We start from the raw sequence: 16,682 nt of genomic DNA, 5'->3' as shown, positions 1-16,682 counted from the left end.
GGTGCCTGCCAGGTTGAAGAGCCCGGCTTGATCCCTTCAGCAGATGCTAGCCCGCTCGACACATTGCAACAGGTTTTCGGGCCTTGGATGGTCTCTGAGACATGGAGAGCACGCTGGAGAGCTCCTTTCTGGGTCCAATCACGTTATCTAGTCAACTACGTATTTTTCCGAAGAGGGGTTCCGGCCGCCTTCGTCGACCTGCCCTCTTATCGAAGGCCAAATTTTGCGACGCCCCGCGCACACAAGGGGGATTTCCGAGACAGCCCCAAAGCGTTTGCTAGCTGACTAGGTTATGTTCTGACTGGGTTCTACTCGCCTTTGATCAGACGTTTGTTGGTAACAGGGCCCTGCTTGCGGCTTCCCAAACCATCATGAGCACCCATTTACCGGCGGAGAACCGCTTGCTAGTCAGCTAGCCTTTTGTTGGGGCGGAGGTCTTGATGCCTTAAAGGAGCCGGTCTCTTGTCGGAGGCGCCATTTTACAGGGTCCCGAACGCGGGAGGAGGCCTCCGAGATAGCCCAAAAACGTTTGCTAGCTGGCTAATCCTTATGCTCCAAGGGGTTTTTGTAGCCGCCGAGCCTGACATAGAGGGGTTCCAGAGCGCGCTCCGAGCCCTTCCTGCAGGATACCTGAGACCTAAGCGCCGGCTGGGCGGCCTCAACCAGTCGCTTCCGGCCGAAGATCCCCCTGCCCCACCTGATCCGAAGTCGACGTCCTTTTTACAGAGTCCCCCTTAAAGGCCCCTTCCCAGAGCACCCCGATTATTTTCTTCGGTTTGTCTTGACGCCTAGGTTCATCGCCCCTATCTGTAATCTACCTAGTCGTCACGCTTTCTTGGAGACACCCATGCAGACCCACACCCTGACCCCGCCCGCAATTCGCTTCCCGATCCTGGGGGCCCTCGATGCCCCGCTCCTTGCCAACCTGCGCACCCGTCCCTCGCGGATCGCGCTTCGGTTCGCCCATCTTCTGACCGCCATGGATGTCCTGATCGCGGCTGATCGGGACATGATCGGCTTCTCGGGCGCGGACCCCGCGCTTGATGCCTGGTTCCGGGATGCAGAGCGGGCGTTGGCGCACACCTTGTCCGCTCTCGAGGCGCTGTTGGCCAAGTCGCCCCGCGCACCCGGCGACATCGCCCTGATCCGGGTGGCGCGGCTGATCCGGAAGGTGATCCGGTCCTCCGATCCCGATCTGGTCGCGCGGTTGCGGCGGCGCGTGATCGAGACCCCGATGTGCTATCTCGCGCTCGATCTGCCCGGTCTCGATCCCGTGGTGAACCGGCTGATCCTGCAGGGCCTCTCCCGGTTCGAAGCCTATCTCGCGGTCGAAGACATGTCACAGGTCCCAGATCCCGGGCATGACGCGCCCGCGCCGTCTGATCTGACCGGTCCCACCTTCTGAGCGCTCGGCTCAGCGCCCCCGTTTCTCTTCCCCAAGCCTGCTCACCCGTTTTGCCCCGCCGCATGCCGATGCGGGGCCGTGTCTTCCTTTGCCTGATCACACCCCAAGGAGGTCTTCCCATGACCGAGTTCAAGCCCCCCAACAGTCCCGATCCCGGATCCCACGGATCCCTGACCGCGCCTGCGGCCTTGATGCATGGCTCCTCCGTGCAGCCGCCCGATCACCCCGTGCCGCTGCATATCCCGCACCGGTCGCGCGATGTCGCCGCTGCCGACTGGCGCGGATTTCCGGCGCCGATCCCGGATCGCTGGGCCCAGGTGGCTGCGTCGAAGGGCTTCCGGATCGATCGCCGCATCCGGGATCGGTATCACGTGGCGCTGACCTGCCATAGCTGCGGCGGGCAGACCGCCAGCAAGGTCTACACCCTGATGACGGCAGAGCCCCGCTGCGGGGCCTGCGCCGAGCGCCGGATCCGGGATCTGGCCAAGGCTGCGGGGGTGGCGTTCTTGGCCCGTGATCCCGAAGATCACGTCTATGGCTGGTTCCGCGCCCCCTGTGGCCATGACCTGCGCCGGCAGTTCGAGCTGATCGAGCGGGCAGCCGCGGGTGCCTGCGGGTTGCGCTGCGAGACCTGTCATGCAGCGCGGGAGGCGGAAGAGGCCGAGGCACAGGGCTGGAGGCTCATCGGTCCCGATCCGTCCGGCGATCGGAACTACCGGATCTACCGCCACGGCTGCGGGCAGGAACAGCGCATCGCGCGGGCCAACATGCAGACCGGGCGTCTCGATTGCGGCGGCTGTGGCGAGAGCTGGGCGTCGAAGCCGAGCTGCATCTATCTCGCGCAGATTGATCTGCCGGACAGCGGGCTCAGGGTCTTGAAGCTCGGCTACAGTTCCAATCCGGAGCATCGGTTCCGCTATCAGCTCGGGCTGCCGCGCGCAACTAAGGTCGAGTTGTTGCGCCTTCTGCCCATGCCCACGGGCCATGCCGCCTGCGCCGAGGAACGTCGAGCCAACGCGCGGCTCGCGAAGCGATACCCGGATGCCGTGATCCCGGTCGATGCATATGTCGGAGAGATCAATGTCGTCTCCGAGATCTACTGCCCGACGCTCCTCCCGGTTCTGCACAAGGTGCTCGACGGCATCGAAGCGCGCATGAACCGGTCGGGGCGCAAGCCCTCCGCCGATCCGGGATCGGACGCGCCGGATGGGGGAGAGGACGATGAAGATGACCCCGATGAGGGCTTCGGTGGAGGCCCAGCTAGCCTGTCGGGTAACGGCACGCTCCCGCCATGATCCCGGATCAGGCATCCGCCTTTCGATCTGATCCTGGATCGTCGCGGCTGAAGCCCTCGGTTCAGGCGGCCGATCCCGAATGTTGCGGCCTGATCCGAGACCTTCACCAGACTCCCTTGGGCTCCTGCCAGAGCCCTCCCGTCGCGCCGGGCTCTCGCGCCCGTCCTTGCTTTCTTCCTGCCCCTTGGCCCTTTCCCCGGAGGTTCCGCCCATGACCCACCGCCCGCTTCTCGCCACTGTCCCTGCCACTAGCCCTGTCCCTGCCTCTGCCCCGGGTCCGAGCGCTGCGGCGCAGGGCACGCCCCCCGAACCCCTTGCTTCTGATCCAAGCCATGGGCCGCAGGCCCAAAACCCCACCGCGCTTGCGCGGCCCATGTCCGATGCCGCGCCTGCGCGGTCTCTTTCCTCTGCTCCCGATCCTGCCACCGCGACAGCGGGCTGGCAGGCGTACGCGGAGCAGATCTTCGACAGGTTGGCAGAGCCAACACACGCGTTCTGGGCCTTCGATGAGGCCCAAAACGCGCCGGAAGATGAAGAGGACAACGACGATATGGACGATGAGCAGGATGATCCTGCAGCAGACGACCTGCCGGATCGAGAGAAGGAGGGAGATGCGGGCGACACTCATGACAGCCAGGACGGCGACGGCGGGGCCGCTGGCCGCCCGCTGGACCGTCCCGCCGGTGCGCCCGAGAGGGCGACAACCGGTCTTGAACAGGCCAGACCGGAGGATGGCGCCACGAACACGCCTGCGGAGTCCTCTGACGACGAGCCAGATTGGGATCACCCCGAGAACACGAGCGCGCCCGAGGACCCCCTCGACTGGCTCGACCCCGAACAGATCCCGGGCCTGTCCACGTTGCCGATCCCCCCGCGCTGCAACCCGCGGGAGGGCTTGATCCCGCGCATGCTTCCGGCGCTCTCCGTGCTCCGCCTTGCCAAGACCTTCGGATCGCTGGAAAGCCTCCGTGACCGGCTCCTCGCGCGCGGCGCGATCACCGTGATCGCCACCGGCGAGGCCGCACTCGACAGGACCATCGAAGGCGTGGTCTCGGCCATCCTGTCGGATCGGCCGCGGTCCGCACCCGCGCTCTTCATCGACATGATGGCGGATGTGCTGGAACATGGGTCCTCACAGAAGGGCAGCTTTCCGGGCCTGCGCGAGCCGCTCCAAACGGCGCTCTTGCGCGGGCGCAGCGTGGCGCTCGTCGCCGCCGAGGCGCTCGACTTGCCCAAGCCCGTTGCAGGGCTGGCGCCCGAGATCATTCCGCTCGCGCCGCTTGACAGGCAGATCCTGCTCCACGCCCTCCGTCTGATCCGCCCGGACATCCCGGAGCTCGGACCCGATGACCTGCCGGAGGATGCCGCCTTGGCCGAATTGCCCCTCGCATCGCTCGCTCTCGCCTTCCGGTCGCCTGACGGGCCGAGCCTCGCGCGCCGCCTCGCGCAGGCGCTGAAGACCTCGCCCGCCGGCCCCAAGCCCGGCCCGGGTCTGCACGACTTCCCCCTGCCTCAACCGGTCCGGGACGCCGTCGATCAACTGCGCGCGGATCTCGAGGATTGGCAGCAGGGTCGCCTGCCGTGGGAAGATGTGACGCGGGGCTTCCTGCTCTACGGGCCCCCGGGCAGCGGCAAGACCGAGCTGGCGCGCCTCATCGAGCAGGACGCCGGCGTCAGCTTCCATGCAAGTTCGCTGGCAAAGCTGCAGGCCAGCGGCTCCCGTGGGTCAGAGGTCATCCGCGAGCTCCGCGCCCTGTTCGCCGAGGCGGCAAAGACCGCGCCGTCCATCATCTTCCTCGATGAACTTGACGCCTGGGGCGACCGCGCCCGCGCTCACGACCACAATAGCAGCTGGACCGACATGGTCGTCGGAGGCCTTTTGGAGTGTCTCGACGGCTTCGACAGCATGGAAGGTGTGTTGACCATCGCGGCCACGAATTACCCGCACAAGATCGACGCGGCGCTGCGCAGGCCCGGACGCTTCGACCAGCTCCTGACGCTCGGCCATCCCGACCCCGACCAGCTGCCTGCCGCGATCAGGTGGCACCTCGGGCGCGATCTTCCGGACGCCGACCTCACGCCGCTCGCGCGCCTCTGCATCGGCATGTCCGGCGCCGACATCGCCCGCCTCGTCCGCGGTGCCCGCGCACTGGCCCGGCGGCAGCGCGAACCCCTCGCGCTGCGCCATCTCGAGGCCAGCCTCGCCGAGACCAGGCCGCCTCTCGACGACGCGCTCCACTGGCGGGTCGCCGTGCATGAAGCCGGACATGCCATCGCGTCCCACGCCACCGGCCTTGGAACGCCGCAGCGGATCGCCATCCACGCCGCAGGCGGTTATGTGGAAACCCCGAACATTTCGACATCGCCTACGAAGGCCGAAATGGACGCAGCGCTCATCACGCTCATGTCCGGCCGCGCCGCAGAACGGCTATTCCTTGGCGAGGTCTCCGCCGGGGCCGGAGGGGCAGAGGACAGCGATCTCGCCAAGGCAACCGACTTGGCCACGGCCATGGAAATCACCTTCGGACTTACCGAACAGCTGATCTGGCGCGCTGCGCCCAAGGACGTGGACAGGGTGCTGCGCGCTGATGCTGACCTTCGCACCCGGGTCGAGAGTCGGCTAAAGGACGCGGAACAGCGGGCAATGACCCTGCTGGACAGCAGGAAAGAGGGGCTCGAGAGGCTGGCAAGGGAACTTGCCGGAGACGGGATGCTGGATGGTGACAGGCTTCGGGATCTGCTCTCATCGGAGGGAACGACGTGCGTCCGGAGAGCAACAGTATCTGTCTGCCCAAGCGATCCCAACAGTGCGATTTCGCCGTGACTCGCCCCCGGTAAAGTCATGCACTATTTTCCGTGCGGGATCATGCATCAGAGCGGCTTCCTGACTACCCGCAGAGCCAAATGATACCCCGCGTGATACCCCGTACCCTGTGCGGACACAGAAACTAAATAGATATCAAAGCATTGCCGGAAGGGTAGTGGCGGAGGAGGTGGGATTCGAACCCACGGTACGCTCACACGCACGCCGGTTTTCAAGACCGGTGCCTTCGACCGCTCGGCCACTCCTCCGGCCTTCGTGTCTCGTAAGGGGGCGCGCGTGATTCTGAAAGATGCGCCCGGCTGCAACAGGTCAGCAAACAGGCGCGCGGCTCGAGGCAAACGGGTTTTCAGACCGCCTCAAACAAGGTATCGTGCCAATCAATCAAAACGGAACCGTGCCCGGCAGACGGCATCGGACCAAATAACCTGAGGCGCGCGTTGCGCCCATTGAGTGCGGACAGAGTAGCAAATGACCCGATTGCCTAGGATTCCGTCGCGTGCCCGGCTTGGACTTGCCGCATGCGCCCTTGCAGCCCTCACTGGCTGCGGCGAAGACTTTCAGCCGTTTTCCAACATCGGCACCCGCAACGCCACGGGCGACGGGCCGGCACCGATCGGTGCGACGCGGTTGGTCGAACGCGACGTCGAAGCCCCCGACGTGTTCCAAGTCACCGAAGAAGGCCTGTGGGACGGTCGCCCGTCTCTTGGTGGCGTCTGGGTTGCGCATCCCTCGGCCGATGACCCGGAACGCGTCATCATTCGCAACGAGGAAAATGGTCGGTTCGTCATCGGGGCCCTGTTCCGCCGCGAAATCGACGGCCCCGGCCCGGATCTGATGATTTCCTCGGATGCGGCGGCCGCTCTCAACATTCTCGCGGGCGACCCCACCCGAATCCAGGTCACCGCCCTGCGGCGCGAGGAAGTCGCGGATCCGGTCGTCACGCCAGCCCCGGGGGCCGAACCGACGCCGGCCGCCGCCGAAGGCACCGCCATTGCCACGCCCGCGATCACCGCGACCCCGATCGGTGATCCGATCGCAGCCGCCGCGGCCGCCATTTCGCAGGCAGAACAGGCGCAAAGCCCCGCTCCTGCTCCGCAGGCCGCGCCCCTTGCGGTCGCAAGCGCGGCGCCCTCCGACACGGCGGTCGAGCGGGCTTTTGTCCAGATCGGCATCTTCTCTGTGCAAGAAAACGCCAACAACACCGGGCAGGCCTTGCGCAACGCGGGCTTGGTGCCGACAATCTACGACCAAAGCACCAACGGTCGCCGGTTCTGGCGGGTTGTGGTGGGCCCGGCCCAGTCGGCAGAGGATCGCGCGTCGATCCTGCGCACCGTCCGGGATCTGGGGTTCGCCGACGCCTACCCCGTGACGAGGTGAAACCAAAGACACAGGACATGGAATGTACGCTGCCCTGACCCGACTGACCCACCGCGCCGCCGCATTCGTGGCGGCGCTGTCCTTTGTGCTGGCGACCGGGCCGGCCCTGTCGCAAGCCTACCAGACAGAGGCGACCGCGGCCTATGTGATCGACCATGGAACCGGGCAGGTGCTGTTCTCGCACAATGCCGAGGTGCCGCTGCCGCCCGCCTCGATGTCCAAACTCATGGTGCTTTTGACCACCTTCGAGGCGCTGGACGAAGGGCGCCTTGCGCTCGACACCCGCCTTCCGGTCAGCGCCCATGCCATGAGCTTCGGCGGATCGACCATGTTTCTCAACACCGCAGACCGTCCAACGGTCGAGGATCTGATCCGCGGCGTGATCATCGTTTCGGGCAATGACGCCTCGGTCGTTCTTGCCGAGGCGCTCAGCCCCGATGGAACCGAGGGCGGTTGGGCGCGGGTTGCCACCGACCGCGCGCGGGAACTGGGGATGGACCAGACCACGTTGATGAATGCCTCGGGCTGGCCAGCCGTAGGCCATGTGATGAGCATGCGCGACCTCGGCATTCTGGCCGAAGAGATCATCACCGAACATCCACAGTACTACCGCTATTTCGCGGAAACCGAATTCGACTACGAAAACCGCTCGCCCGCCAACCGGTTCAACCGAAACCCGCTTTTGTCGTTGGGCATCGGGGCGGACGGGCTCAAGACCGGCCACACGTCCGAGGCTGGCTATGGTCTCGTGGGTTCGGCGGTACAGGGCAGCCGCCGCGTCACCTTCGTCATCACTGGCCTGCCCAGCGCCGAGGCCCGCGCGCGCGAGGCCGAACGCATCACCACGTGGGCCCTGCGCCAGTTCGTGGAGCGGCAGGTGGTGAGCGGCGGAACGGAACTGGCTCGCGCGCCCGTCTTCATGGGGGCTGCGTCCGATGTCGGCATGGCACCGGCCACGGATCTCACGTTGCTGTTGCCGGCCAGCGGCACGGCGGATGTGGCTGCGGAAATCACCTATTCCGCTCCTTTTGCCGCACCGATAGCCGCAGGCGACCAACTGGGCGAAATGGTGGTGCGCATGGGCGAGGGCGAGAATGCGATCGAACACCGCATCCCGCTGCTTGCGACCGAGGATGTGGCACAGGGCGGTATCGGCACGCGCCTTGGCACCGCGACGCGCGACGTGTTGCATCGGCTGATCGGTCCGCCTCCGACCCTCGTGGGCGGTTGATGTCCGGCACAGGGCCCGAGAGGGGCGCGCTGTTCATCAGCCTCGAAGGGATCGACGGATCGGGCAAATCCACTCAGGCCCGGCGGCTGGCAGAGACCCTGCGCGCCACGGGCCGCGATCCGGTCCTGACCCGTGAACCCGGCGGCGCGCCGGGGGCCGAGGATATCCGCCGACTGCTCGTCGAAGGCGACCCCGACCGCTGGTCTCCCGAGACAGAGATCTTGCTGTTCATGGCCGCCCGCCGCGACCACTTGGAACGTACGATACGTCCCGCGCTGTCTGCGGGACGCGATGTGATCACCGACCGCTTCGCGGATTCGACCCGTGTATATCAAGGGGCGACGCGAGGCGATCTGCGCGGGCTTGTCGACGATATCCACGATCGCGTCATCGGCATCGACCCGGACCTGACGCTGATCCTCGACATGGATCCCGAGGTGGCTTTGACGCGCGGCCTTGCCCGACGCTCGGGCGAGGACCGGTTCGAGGATTTCGGCCTCGCCTTCCAGCACCGCCTGCGCGACGGCTTCCGGGCGCTTGCCGCCGAATATCCCCGCCGCTGCGTCCTGATCGATGCGGGCCGGAACCCCGACGCCATCGCCACAGACATCGCCGCCCTTGTCGCGCAGCGTCTCGCCTGAGGCGGAAAACTCGAGTTTTCCGGCCCCTCCCCCCGTGCTACGACCAACCCATGACCGAGGACGCGCTGCCAGAACCCGACCGCCTCGACGGTGCGCCGCATCCGCGCGAAACCGCGCGGCTGTTCGGCCAACACGAGGCGGAGGCGACATTCCTCGCAGCTGTTACTTCGGGCCGCCTGCCCCATGGCTGGCTGCTCACCGGGCCGGAGGGCGTGGGCAAGGCCACCTTCGCGTGGCGCGCCGCGCGATTTTTGCTCGCCACACCCCCCGATACCGGCGACAGCCTTTTCGGCGCGCCCCCGCCCCCCGACAGTCTTGACATAGATGACGACCACCCGGTCGCCGCGCGGTTGCGCGCCTTGTCCGAACCGGGTCTTTGCCTGATCCGCCGCCCTTGGGACGAAAAAACGAAGAAATTGAAGACGCAGCTCACGGTCGACGAGGTGCGCCGTGTCAAATCCTTCTTCCACATGTCGGCAGGTGGCGGCGGCCGCCGCGTGGTCATCGTGGACAACGCCGACGAGATGAACGCCTCAGCCGCAAATGCGCTGTTGAAGGAGTTGGAGGAACCCCCCAAGGACGCCGTGCTTTTCCTCATCTCGCACCGCCCCTCGGGTCTTTTGCCCACGATCCGCTCGCGGTGCCGCACGCTGCGCTTTGGCCCGCTTGGCCCCGAGGATCTCAACAAGGCCTTTACGCAGGCCGGGCAAAGCCCGCCCGAGAACGCCTCGGCGCTTGCCGAGCTGGCGGGCGGATCCGTCGGTGAGGCGCTGCGCCTGTCGTCCCATGGCGGTCTTGTCCTTTACCGCGACCTGATCCTGTTGCTCGACGGCCTGCCGCGCCTTGACCGCCCGCTCGCCCTGCGCCTGTCGGAAGCGACATCCGGCAAGGGCGGCGAAGTTGCCTTCGACATGACCCTTTCGCTGCTCGACCGCGCGCTGTCGCGTCTCGCCCGTCAGGGCGCAACTGGCCACTCCCTGCCCGAGATTGTGCCGGGCGAGGCGAAAACCCTGGCCCGCCTTGCCCCCGATCCCATGGCCGCGCGGCTCTGGGCCGATCTTGCCGCGACGCTCACCGCGCGGGCGCGGCGCGGGCGGGCGGTCAACCTTGACCCTGCCGCGCTCACGTTCGATATGTTCCTCGACCTCGACCGGACCGCCGCACAGCTTCGCGCGGCCTGACCCCCGCGAAAGCCCGCCATGCCCGACATCCCGCCCGAAATCGTCGACAGCCATTGCCATCTGGATTTCGACGATCTTGCCGCCGACCTGCCCGATGTGATCGCGCGCGCCACGGCGGCGGGCGTCACGCGCATGGTCACGATCTGCACCCGGCTGCGCAACGCCCCTCGTGTCCGCGCCATCGCCGAGGCGCAGGCCAGCGTCTTCTGGGCCGCAGGCACCCATCCGATGAGCGTGGCCGACGAACCCATGGCGACGTTGGAGGAACTGGAAACGCTCGCCCGACATCCAAAATTCGTCGGCATCGGCGAAACCGGGCTCGATTACCACTACACCGCCGAAACAAAGGCCATGCAGCAAGACAGCCTGCGCCTTCATATCGAGGCCGCGCGCCGGACCCGCCTGCCGCTCATCATCCATGCCCGCGACGCCGACGACGACATCGCCCGCATCCTCACCGAAGAATATCGCTCCGGTCCCTATTCCTGTGTGATGCATTGCTTTTCGTCCGGCGCGGCCTTGGCGCAGGCAGCCCTCGACCTCGGCTTCTACCTGTCGATGTCAGGCATCGCCGCCTTTCCCAAAAGCGCGGAATTGCGCGCGATCTTTGCAGCCGCCCCGCTGGACAGGATCCTGCTGGAAACCGACAGCCCCTATCTCGCGCCCCCGCCCCATCGCGGCAAGCGCAACGAACCGGCCTATACCGCTCATACCGCGCGCGTCGGCGCCGAGGTCTTCGGCCTCGATTACGCGGATTTCGCGGCGGCCACGTCGGCTAATTTCGACCGGCTGTTCTGGAAAGCCGCCGCTTGGGCAAAGGCCGCCTGACCCATGGCCGAACTCAGCTTCACCATCCTTGGCTGCGGATCCTCGGGCGGCGTGCCGCGACTGGGTGGGCATTGGGGCGATTGCGACCCGACGAACCCCAAGAACGCGCGGCGGCGCTGTTCGCTCCTGATCCGGCGTCGCGAGGCTGCGGGCGAAACCGCCGTGCTGATCGACGCCTCCCCAGATTTGCGGTCGCAACTCCTCGATGCGGGGATCGGGCGACTGGATGGCGTGGTCTTCACCCATGCCCATGCCGATCACGTCCACGGGATCGACGATCTGCGCATGATCGTCTTCAACATGCGCCAGCGCCTTCCCGTTTGGGCCGATGGACCAACGCAAAACGACCTCCTGAACCGGTTCGGCTATGCTTTCGTTCAGCCGCCCAATTCCGCCTATCCCCCGATCCTCGACCTCAACAGCATCGAGGGCGATGTGACGATCGAAGGGCCGGGCGGCGCGATCACGCTCACCCCCTTTGAGGTGACCCACGGCAATATCGACGCGCTCGGCTTCCGGGTCGGGGATCTGGCCTATCTACCCGATGTCTCCGACATCCCCGACCCGGCTTGGCGCGTTCTGGACGGATTGGATTGCTGGATCCTCGACGCGCTGCGCCGGACACCGCATCCCAGCCATGCGCATCTGGACCGATCGCTCGAATGGATCGCGCGCGCCCGACCCCGCCGCGCAGTGCTGACCAACATGCATATCGACCTGGATTACGCGACTGTCGCCGCCGAAACGCCCGAGAATGTCACGCCCGCCCATGACGGGCTGACCATCACCTACGAGGTCTGAGAGATTGCTCGACATCCTCGCCATCGTCTTGCCCGTCTTTCTGGTCGTGGGCGCTGGCTATTTGGCGGTCTGGCGCAAGCTTTTCGCCGACAGCGCCGTCGACGGGCTGATGGTCTTCACCCAGAAATTCGCCATTCCCTGCCTGCTTTTCTCGGCCATCGCGACGCTGGATCTGGGCGCGGATTTCGATCTGTCGCTGCTTGTCAGCTATTACACCGGCTCCACAGTCAGCTTCTTTGCCGGCATGTTTGGCGCGCGGCTGTTCTTTGGCAGGCCCATGGTCGACAGCGTCGTGATCGGCTTTTGCTGCCTCTTCGCCAATTCCGTGCTTCTGGGGCTCGCCATCGGGGAACGCGCCTATGGCGTTGACAGCCTTGGGCCGAATTACGCGATCATCGCGCTCCATGCGCCGTTTTGCTACCTGCTCGGGATCGTGACCATGGAAATCGTCCGCGCCGAGGCGGGCGGGATGAAACTGGCCAGAACGGTGGTGCGCGCGATCTTCAGCAACGCGCTGATGATCGGGATCGGGCTCGGCTTTGTGGTGAACCTCTCGGGCCTGCCCATTCCCGACGTGGTCGATGACGCGCTGGCGTTGATGATCCGCGCGGCCCTGCCCGCCGCGCTGTTCGGGCTGGGCGGCGTTCTCTATCGCTACAAGCCCGAGGGCGACATGGGGGTGATCGTCATGATCTGCGGCATCTCGCTCCTGCTGCACCCTGCGATTGCTTGGACACTGGGCAGCACGCTCGGCAATCTCTCGCAAGGTCAGCTGCGCGCTGCGGTTGTGACGGCAGCCATGGCGCCCGGCGTGAACACCTATATTTTTGCTGACATGTACGGCGCGGCGCGGCGCGTTGTGGCCTCCTCCATCCTGATCGGGACGGCCCTTACGGTTTTCACCGCCTCCGCGTGGATCTGGCTTCTGGGCTGAGGCGGGCGAAGACCGCTCAGGCGACTTTCAACACACGCGCCTCGTCGCCGGACAGAACCGGAAGGGCGGACATGCAACCCTCGATCTGCCCGGAGATCGGCAACGGGGCATGCTCGAAATACTCCGCCTCCGCCGCCAGAGCTGCCAGCATCAGGGCCGCGTCCGGTCCGGGCCGCAGCGTTTCGCAGGCCAGATTCTCGGCCAAGATGATGCCGTGATGCTCGAGCATCAGATGGATATAGATGACGGATTCCGCGCTGTCGTCGATGGTGACACGCGCGCCATCCACAAGGCTCCTCGCGGTTGCAAAAACAGCCTCCGCCTCGAACAGAAGCTCAGCCTGCCATCCCGCCACGCGGAGCAGATGCCCCTGCCCGAGACGCACGGGCCGCATGTTGTCCATGGCCCCGGTTTCGATGCGAACGGGCGCGAAGGCACCCTTTCCCGGCATACAGCTCAGTCCGACCCAGACAAGGCTCGCTTGGTGACCATCCTGCGTCAGCACCCGGTCTCCGACCGCGAGGCGTTCCACGGCGACATAGCCGCCGGGTGTCGCCACCCGCGTTCCCGCCACCAGCCCGATCCCCTCCGCCTTGGCCCGACCCGACAGGCCGGTGTCATCGCCGGCGAGGGATGCCGGAAATCCAAAACTCTCGTGCCGCATCGGGACAGACATCGCAGGCCTCGCACACCAGTTACCACACCATTGCCTGTAGCTTGGTCGTGGTCTCGGGCCGGAATATGGATCGAATGAGGCAATTCGGGGACAAGCGCCGCGCCCTGCCCCAATTTTGACACAGGGGCGGCCTTGTGTTTTCTCAGACGCCTTCGACCACCAGGATCACACTGTCGGCGGTGCGACGGCGGATATCGGCAACCTCTTGGTAGGCGGGGTCGTTGTAGGCCGTCAGCGCGGCCTCGTAGCTCGGGAATTCGATCACGACATGCCGCATGAGGGTTTCGCCCTCCATCACCTGCGACTGCCCCCCGCGAACGATGAAACGCCCGCCCAGACCCAGCAGGATCGGCGTGTCGCGCTCGACATATTCCTTGTAGGCTTCGGGATCGTTCACGGTGATATGGCCGATGATATAGCCCTTGGGCATGGTGTCTGTCCTCCGCATTGCACCTTCAGGCCGCTCATAGCGCGGCCGCCGCCGCTTGTCTGCCCCGCATCCATCGCGTAAGCCACGGCTCCGATACCTCGCACACGCTCCGGAGCCGCTGTCCTGCCCACCGACCTCGCCCCCTCACTCAGGCCCGAGGCCAAGGCCCGCCATCTGCTGGGACGGCTGTGGCACGATCATGTGCGCATGCACCTGTCGCGGTTGCTGGTGGCCGCGGTCCTGATGACCATCGAGGGCGCGACGCTGGGCGTTCTGGCCTACATGGTCCAGCCCCTGTTCGACGACATGTTCGGCGCGGGCAGCATGGAGGGCGTGGGCTGGATCGCGCTGGCCATCGCGTTGATCTTCGTGGCGCGCGCCATCGCGGGCTTCGCGCAGCGCCTTATCATCGTGACCATCGGCCTCAAGGTGACGACCGCGTTGCAGGCGCGGCTTGTCAGCCATCTTCTGGCGCTCGACATCAGGTATTTCCGCGACAATCCCCCCGGATCGCTGATCGAACGGGTGCGGGGCGACACGCTGGCCTTGCAGGGACTGGCCTCCTCCACCGTGATGTCGCTGGGGCGGGACACGATCACGCTGGCGTCGCTCCTGACCGTGATGCTGACCAATGACTGGGTCTGGACGCTTTTGGCGCTCATCGGCCTGCCGCTTCTGATCCTGCCGATCATGGCCGTACAAGGCTATATCCGGAAGACAGCCACCGCGAGCAGGGAGGCCGCGGCGCGGCTTTCCACCCAGCTCGACGAAATGTTCCACGGCATCCAGTCGATCAAGCTCAACCGCCTGGAGGCGCATGAGACGGGGCGGTTCGGCGAAGAGGTCAAAGCCTTCCTGCGCCAAGCGATCCGGTCGCAGCGCGGGCTTGCCGCCAACCCGGCGATGATCGACGTCATCTCGGCCGCGGGTTTTGTCGCGGTCCTCTATTTCGGCGGCGGCCAGATCGTGGAGGGCGAAAAGACCATCGGCGAATTCATGTCCTTCTTCACCGCGCTGGCGCTTTTGTTCGACCCGCTCCGGCGATTGTCCAACATCGCAGGCCAGATTCAGGCTGGCATCGCCTCGCTCGACCGGCTTTATGCCGTGCTCGAAGAGCGCCCGACCATCCTCCCCCCCCGTGATCCCAAACCCGTGCCGCGCGGCGATATCCGGTTCGACGGCGTGCGCTTCGGCTATGACGGATTGCCGGTTCTGCAGGGGCTGAGCCTGACTGCGATCGCAGGTCAGACCACCGCGCTGGTCGGGCCATCGGGGGCCGGCAAGACGACGGTTTTCGGCCTGCTGACACGACTGATCGACCCCGACGGGGGCGCAATCACGATCGGTGGCACGGATCTGCGCGACCTCGGCCTCGACGGATTGCGCGATGCCATTGCCGTGGTGGGTCAGGAAACGGCGCTTTTCGACGCCAGCATCGCCCAGAACATCCGCCTTGGACGACTCGACGCCACCGACGCCGAAGTGCGCGCAGCGGCCGAGGCCGCTTCGGTCCTCGAATTCGCCGACGCCCTGCCGCAGGGGCTCGATGCGTCCGTCGGGCCGCGCGGCTCGGCCCTGTCGGGTGGTCAGCGTCAGCGCGTGGCGATCGCGCGCGCCATGCTCAAGGCCGCGCCGATCCTGCTGCTCGACGAACCGACCTCTGCGCTCGACGCGCGCTCCGAACAGCTGGTGCAAGAGGCTTTGGCCCGCCTCGCGGAAGGTCGCACGACGCTGGTGATCGCACACCGCCTGTCGACGATCCGGGACGCGGACAAAATCCTTGTCCTCGACCGGGGACAGGTGATCGAGGAAGGCCGCCATGCCGACCTGATGGCCGCGAACGGGGCATATGCGCGGTTGCACGAGTTGCAGGCGGCCGGGGTGGCGACAGCGCTCTGATCACCACCGCCGGCCGACACCGCAACGCTCAGACGCGCGGGCGAACCTCGCTGCGCTGCGCACCGAGACCGTCGATGGACAACTCCACCACATCGCCATGCGCCAGATAACGCGGCGGCTTTTGCCCCATGCCAACGCCCGGCGGCGTGCCGGTGACGATCAGGTCGCCCGGTTCCAACAGGGCGAACTGGCTCAGGTATTCCACGATGTGCGCGACGCCGAAGATCATGGTCGCGGTCGTGCCCTTCTGCATCACCGCGCCGTTCACCGACAATTCCATCCCGAGGGTCTGCGGATCGGGAATATCGTCCCGGGTCACCAGCCATGGTCCGCACGGGCAGAAATTGGGATAGCTCTTGCCCTTCATCCACTGCCCGCCGCGCTCCATCTGCCACGCGCGCTCGGACACGTCATTCGCGGCGACATAGCCAAAGACGTGATCCATCGCCGTGCCCGGCGCGAGGTCGAGCGCGGGCGCGCCGATCACGATGCCCAACTCGACCTCCCAGTCGATCTTTGTCATCCCGGGCGAGGTCAGGATCGGGTCATTCGGCCCGCAGAGCGCGCTGCCCGGCTTGCTGAAGACGATCGGCTCCGAGGGGACGGGCATTCCCGACTCGGCGGCATGATCTGAATAATTCAGGCCGATGCACCAGATGTTGCGGGGTCGCGCGATGGGCGCGCCGATGCGCTGGCCTTCGGTCGGCAGGATCGGCAGGTCCTTGGGATCAACGCCCGCCAGCCTGTCGCCCAATCCCGCAATGGTGTCAGGTCCGATATCGGGCACGATGGCGGAAAGGTCGCGCGCGACGCCCGCCTCATCCACGATCGCGGGCCGTTCCGCGCCCACCTCACCGATCCGCATAAACCGCATGACAGCCTCCCTCCGCTGATTGGTCGGGGCGACTAAGCACAGCCCGGCGACCGTGTCACGGACATCGTGCCATGCCCAAGAGTGTCAGGGGCAGTCAGGTCGGACGATGGAAATGGGAGACGGGTTCGGCCCATCGGGCCCGGCCCGAAGGCCTGATTGGTGCGGTCGAGAAGACTCGAACTTCCACGGGAGTTACCCCACAGCGACCTCAACGCTGCGCGTCTACCAATTCCGCCACGACCGCACGTGATCAGGTAGTGGCAGGCGTTTAGCCGAGGGTTGCGGG

General features: G+C 66.0%; 14 protein-coding genes and 2 tRNA genes. 11 read left to right on the top strand and 5 right to left on the bottom strand.

From position 1 onward, the window contains the following. The first annotated feature begins 847 nt into the window (after window positions 1-847). The 3 genes from QQK63_RS16545 to QQK63_RS16535 all read left to right on the top strand — a co-directional run bounded on the left by QQK63_RS16545 (window position 848) and on the right by QQK63_RS16535 (window position 5,524). A complete protein-coding gene (locus QQK63_RS16545) occupies window positions 848-1,405 on the top strand; it encodes a hypothetical protein (RefSeq protein WP_277823747.1) in 558 nt (185 codons plus the stop codon). A 119-nt stretch (window positions 1,406-1,524) separates the two neighbouring features. Continuing rightward, entirely contained in the window at window positions 1,525-2,700 is a 1,176-nt protein-coding gene (locus QQK63_RS16540; RefSeq protein WP_277823749.1) for a hypothetical protein, read from the top strand. 373 nt (window positions 2,701-3,073) lie between these two features. Then, window positions 3,074-5,524, top strand: a complete 2,451-nt coding sequence (locus QQK63_RS16535; RefSeq protein WP_277823751.1) for an AAA family ATPase — start codon at window positions 3,074-3,076, stop codon at window positions 5,522-5,524. Window positions 5,525-5,682: 158 nt separating this feature from the next. Here QQK63_RS16535 and QQK63_RS16530 read toward each other — a convergent pair. Further along, window positions 5,683-5,772, bottom strand: a tRNA-Ser gene (locus QQK63_RS16530). 220 nt (window positions 5,773-5,992) lie between these two features. Here QQK63_RS16530 and QQK63_RS16525 point away from each other — a divergent pair. The 7 genes from QQK63_RS16525 to QQK63_RS16495 are packed head-to-tail and all read left to right on the top strand — an operon-like array spanning window position 5,993 to window position 12,517. Continuing rightward, entirely contained in the window at window positions 5,993-6,901 is a 909-nt protein-coding gene (locus tag QQK63_RS16525; protein WP_277823753.1) for an SPOR domain-containing protein, read from the top strand. Between the two features lie 22 nt (window positions 6,902-6,923). Next, window positions 6,924-8,132 (top strand): D-alanyl-D-alanine carboxypeptidase family protein, encoded by a 1,209-nt coding sequence (locus QQK63_RS16520; protein ID WP_277823755.1) that lies wholly within the window; start codon window positions 6,924-6,926, stop codon window positions 8,130-8,132. Next, a complete protein-coding gene (tmk, locus tag QQK63_RS16515) occupies window positions 8,132-8,773 on the top strand; it encodes a dTMP kinase (RefSeq protein ID WP_277823757.1) in 642 nt (213 codons plus the stop codon). The genes QQK63_RS16520 and tmk overlap by 1 nt, the downstream gene beginning before the upstream one ends. Before the next feature lie 50 nt (window positions 8,774-8,823). Beyond that, a complete protein-coding gene (locus QQK63_RS16510; protein ID WP_277823759.1) occupies window positions 8,824-9,954 on the top strand; it encodes a DNA polymerase III subunit delta' in 1,131 nt (376 codons plus the stop codon). 18 nt (window positions 9,955-9,972) lie between these two features. Next, window positions 9,973-10,782 (top strand): TatD family hydrolase, encoded by an 810-nt coding sequence (locus tag QQK63_RS16505; protein ID WP_277823761.1) that lies wholly within the window; start codon window positions 9,973-9,975, stop codon window positions 10,780-10,782. A gap of 3 nt (window positions 10,783-10,785) precedes the next feature. After that, entirely contained in the window at window positions 10,786-11,583 is a 798-nt protein-coding gene (locus tag QQK63_RS16500) for an MBL fold metallo-hydrolase (protein WP_277823763.1), read from the top strand. Window positions 11,584-11,587: 4 nt separating this feature from the next. Then, window positions 11,588-12,517 (top strand): AEC family transporter, encoded by a 930-nt coding sequence (locus tag QQK63_RS16495; RefSeq protein ID WP_277823765.1) that lies wholly within the window; start codon window positions 11,588-11,590, stop codon window positions 12,515-12,517. A gap of 16 nt (window positions 12,518-12,533) precedes the next feature. Here the strand turns inward: QQK63_RS16495 and QQK63_RS16490 are convergent, their stop codons facing one another. Continuing rightward, window positions 12,534-13,193: a Hint domain-containing protein gene (locus QQK63_RS16490; protein ID WP_277823768.1), complete on the bottom strand. Its 660-nt coding sequence runs from the start codon at window positions 13,191-13,193 to the stop codon at window positions 12,534-12,536. A 142-nt stretch (window positions 13,194-13,335) separates the two neighbouring features. After that, on the bottom strand, window positions 13,336-13,623 hold the full coding sequence (locus tag QQK63_RS16485; protein ID WP_277823770.1) for a DUF1330 domain-containing protein: 288 nt from the start codon (window positions 13,621-13,623) through the stop codon (window positions 13,336-13,338). A gap of 207 nt (window positions 13,624-13,830) precedes the next feature. Here QQK63_RS16485 and QQK63_RS16480 point away from each other — a divergent pair, with 207 nt between their 5' ends. Then, window positions 13,831-15,522: an ABC transporter ATP-binding protein gene (locus QQK63_RS16480; protein WP_277823772.1), complete on the top strand. Its 1,692-nt coding sequence runs from the start codon at window positions 13,831-13,833 to the stop codon at window positions 15,520-15,522. Between the two features lie 28 nt (window positions 15,523-15,550). On the opposite strand, the gene QQK63_RS16475 is transcribed toward QQK63_RS16480, so the two are convergent. Both QQK63_RS16475 and QQK63_RS16470 read right to left on the bottom strand, forming a co-directional pair. Then, entirely contained in the window at window positions 15,551-16,396 is an 846-nt protein-coding gene (locus QQK63_RS16475) for a fumarylacetoacetate hydrolase family protein (protein WP_277823774.1), read from the bottom strand. 157 nt (window positions 16,397-16,553) lie between these two features. Continuing rightward, window positions 16,554-16,640 (bottom strand) — tRNA-Leu (locus QQK63_RS16470). Window positions 16,641-16,682 lie beyond the last annotated feature (42 nt).

It is taken from the genome of Roseicyclus marinus (assembly GCF_030163795.1).
Lineage (GTDB): Bacteria > Pseudomonadota > Alphaproteobacteria > Rhodobacterales > Rhodobacteraceae > Roseicyclus > Roseicyclus marinus.
Note: the sequence above shows the minus strand (reverse complement) of the source record. Positions and strands in the feature narration are given on the sequence as shown.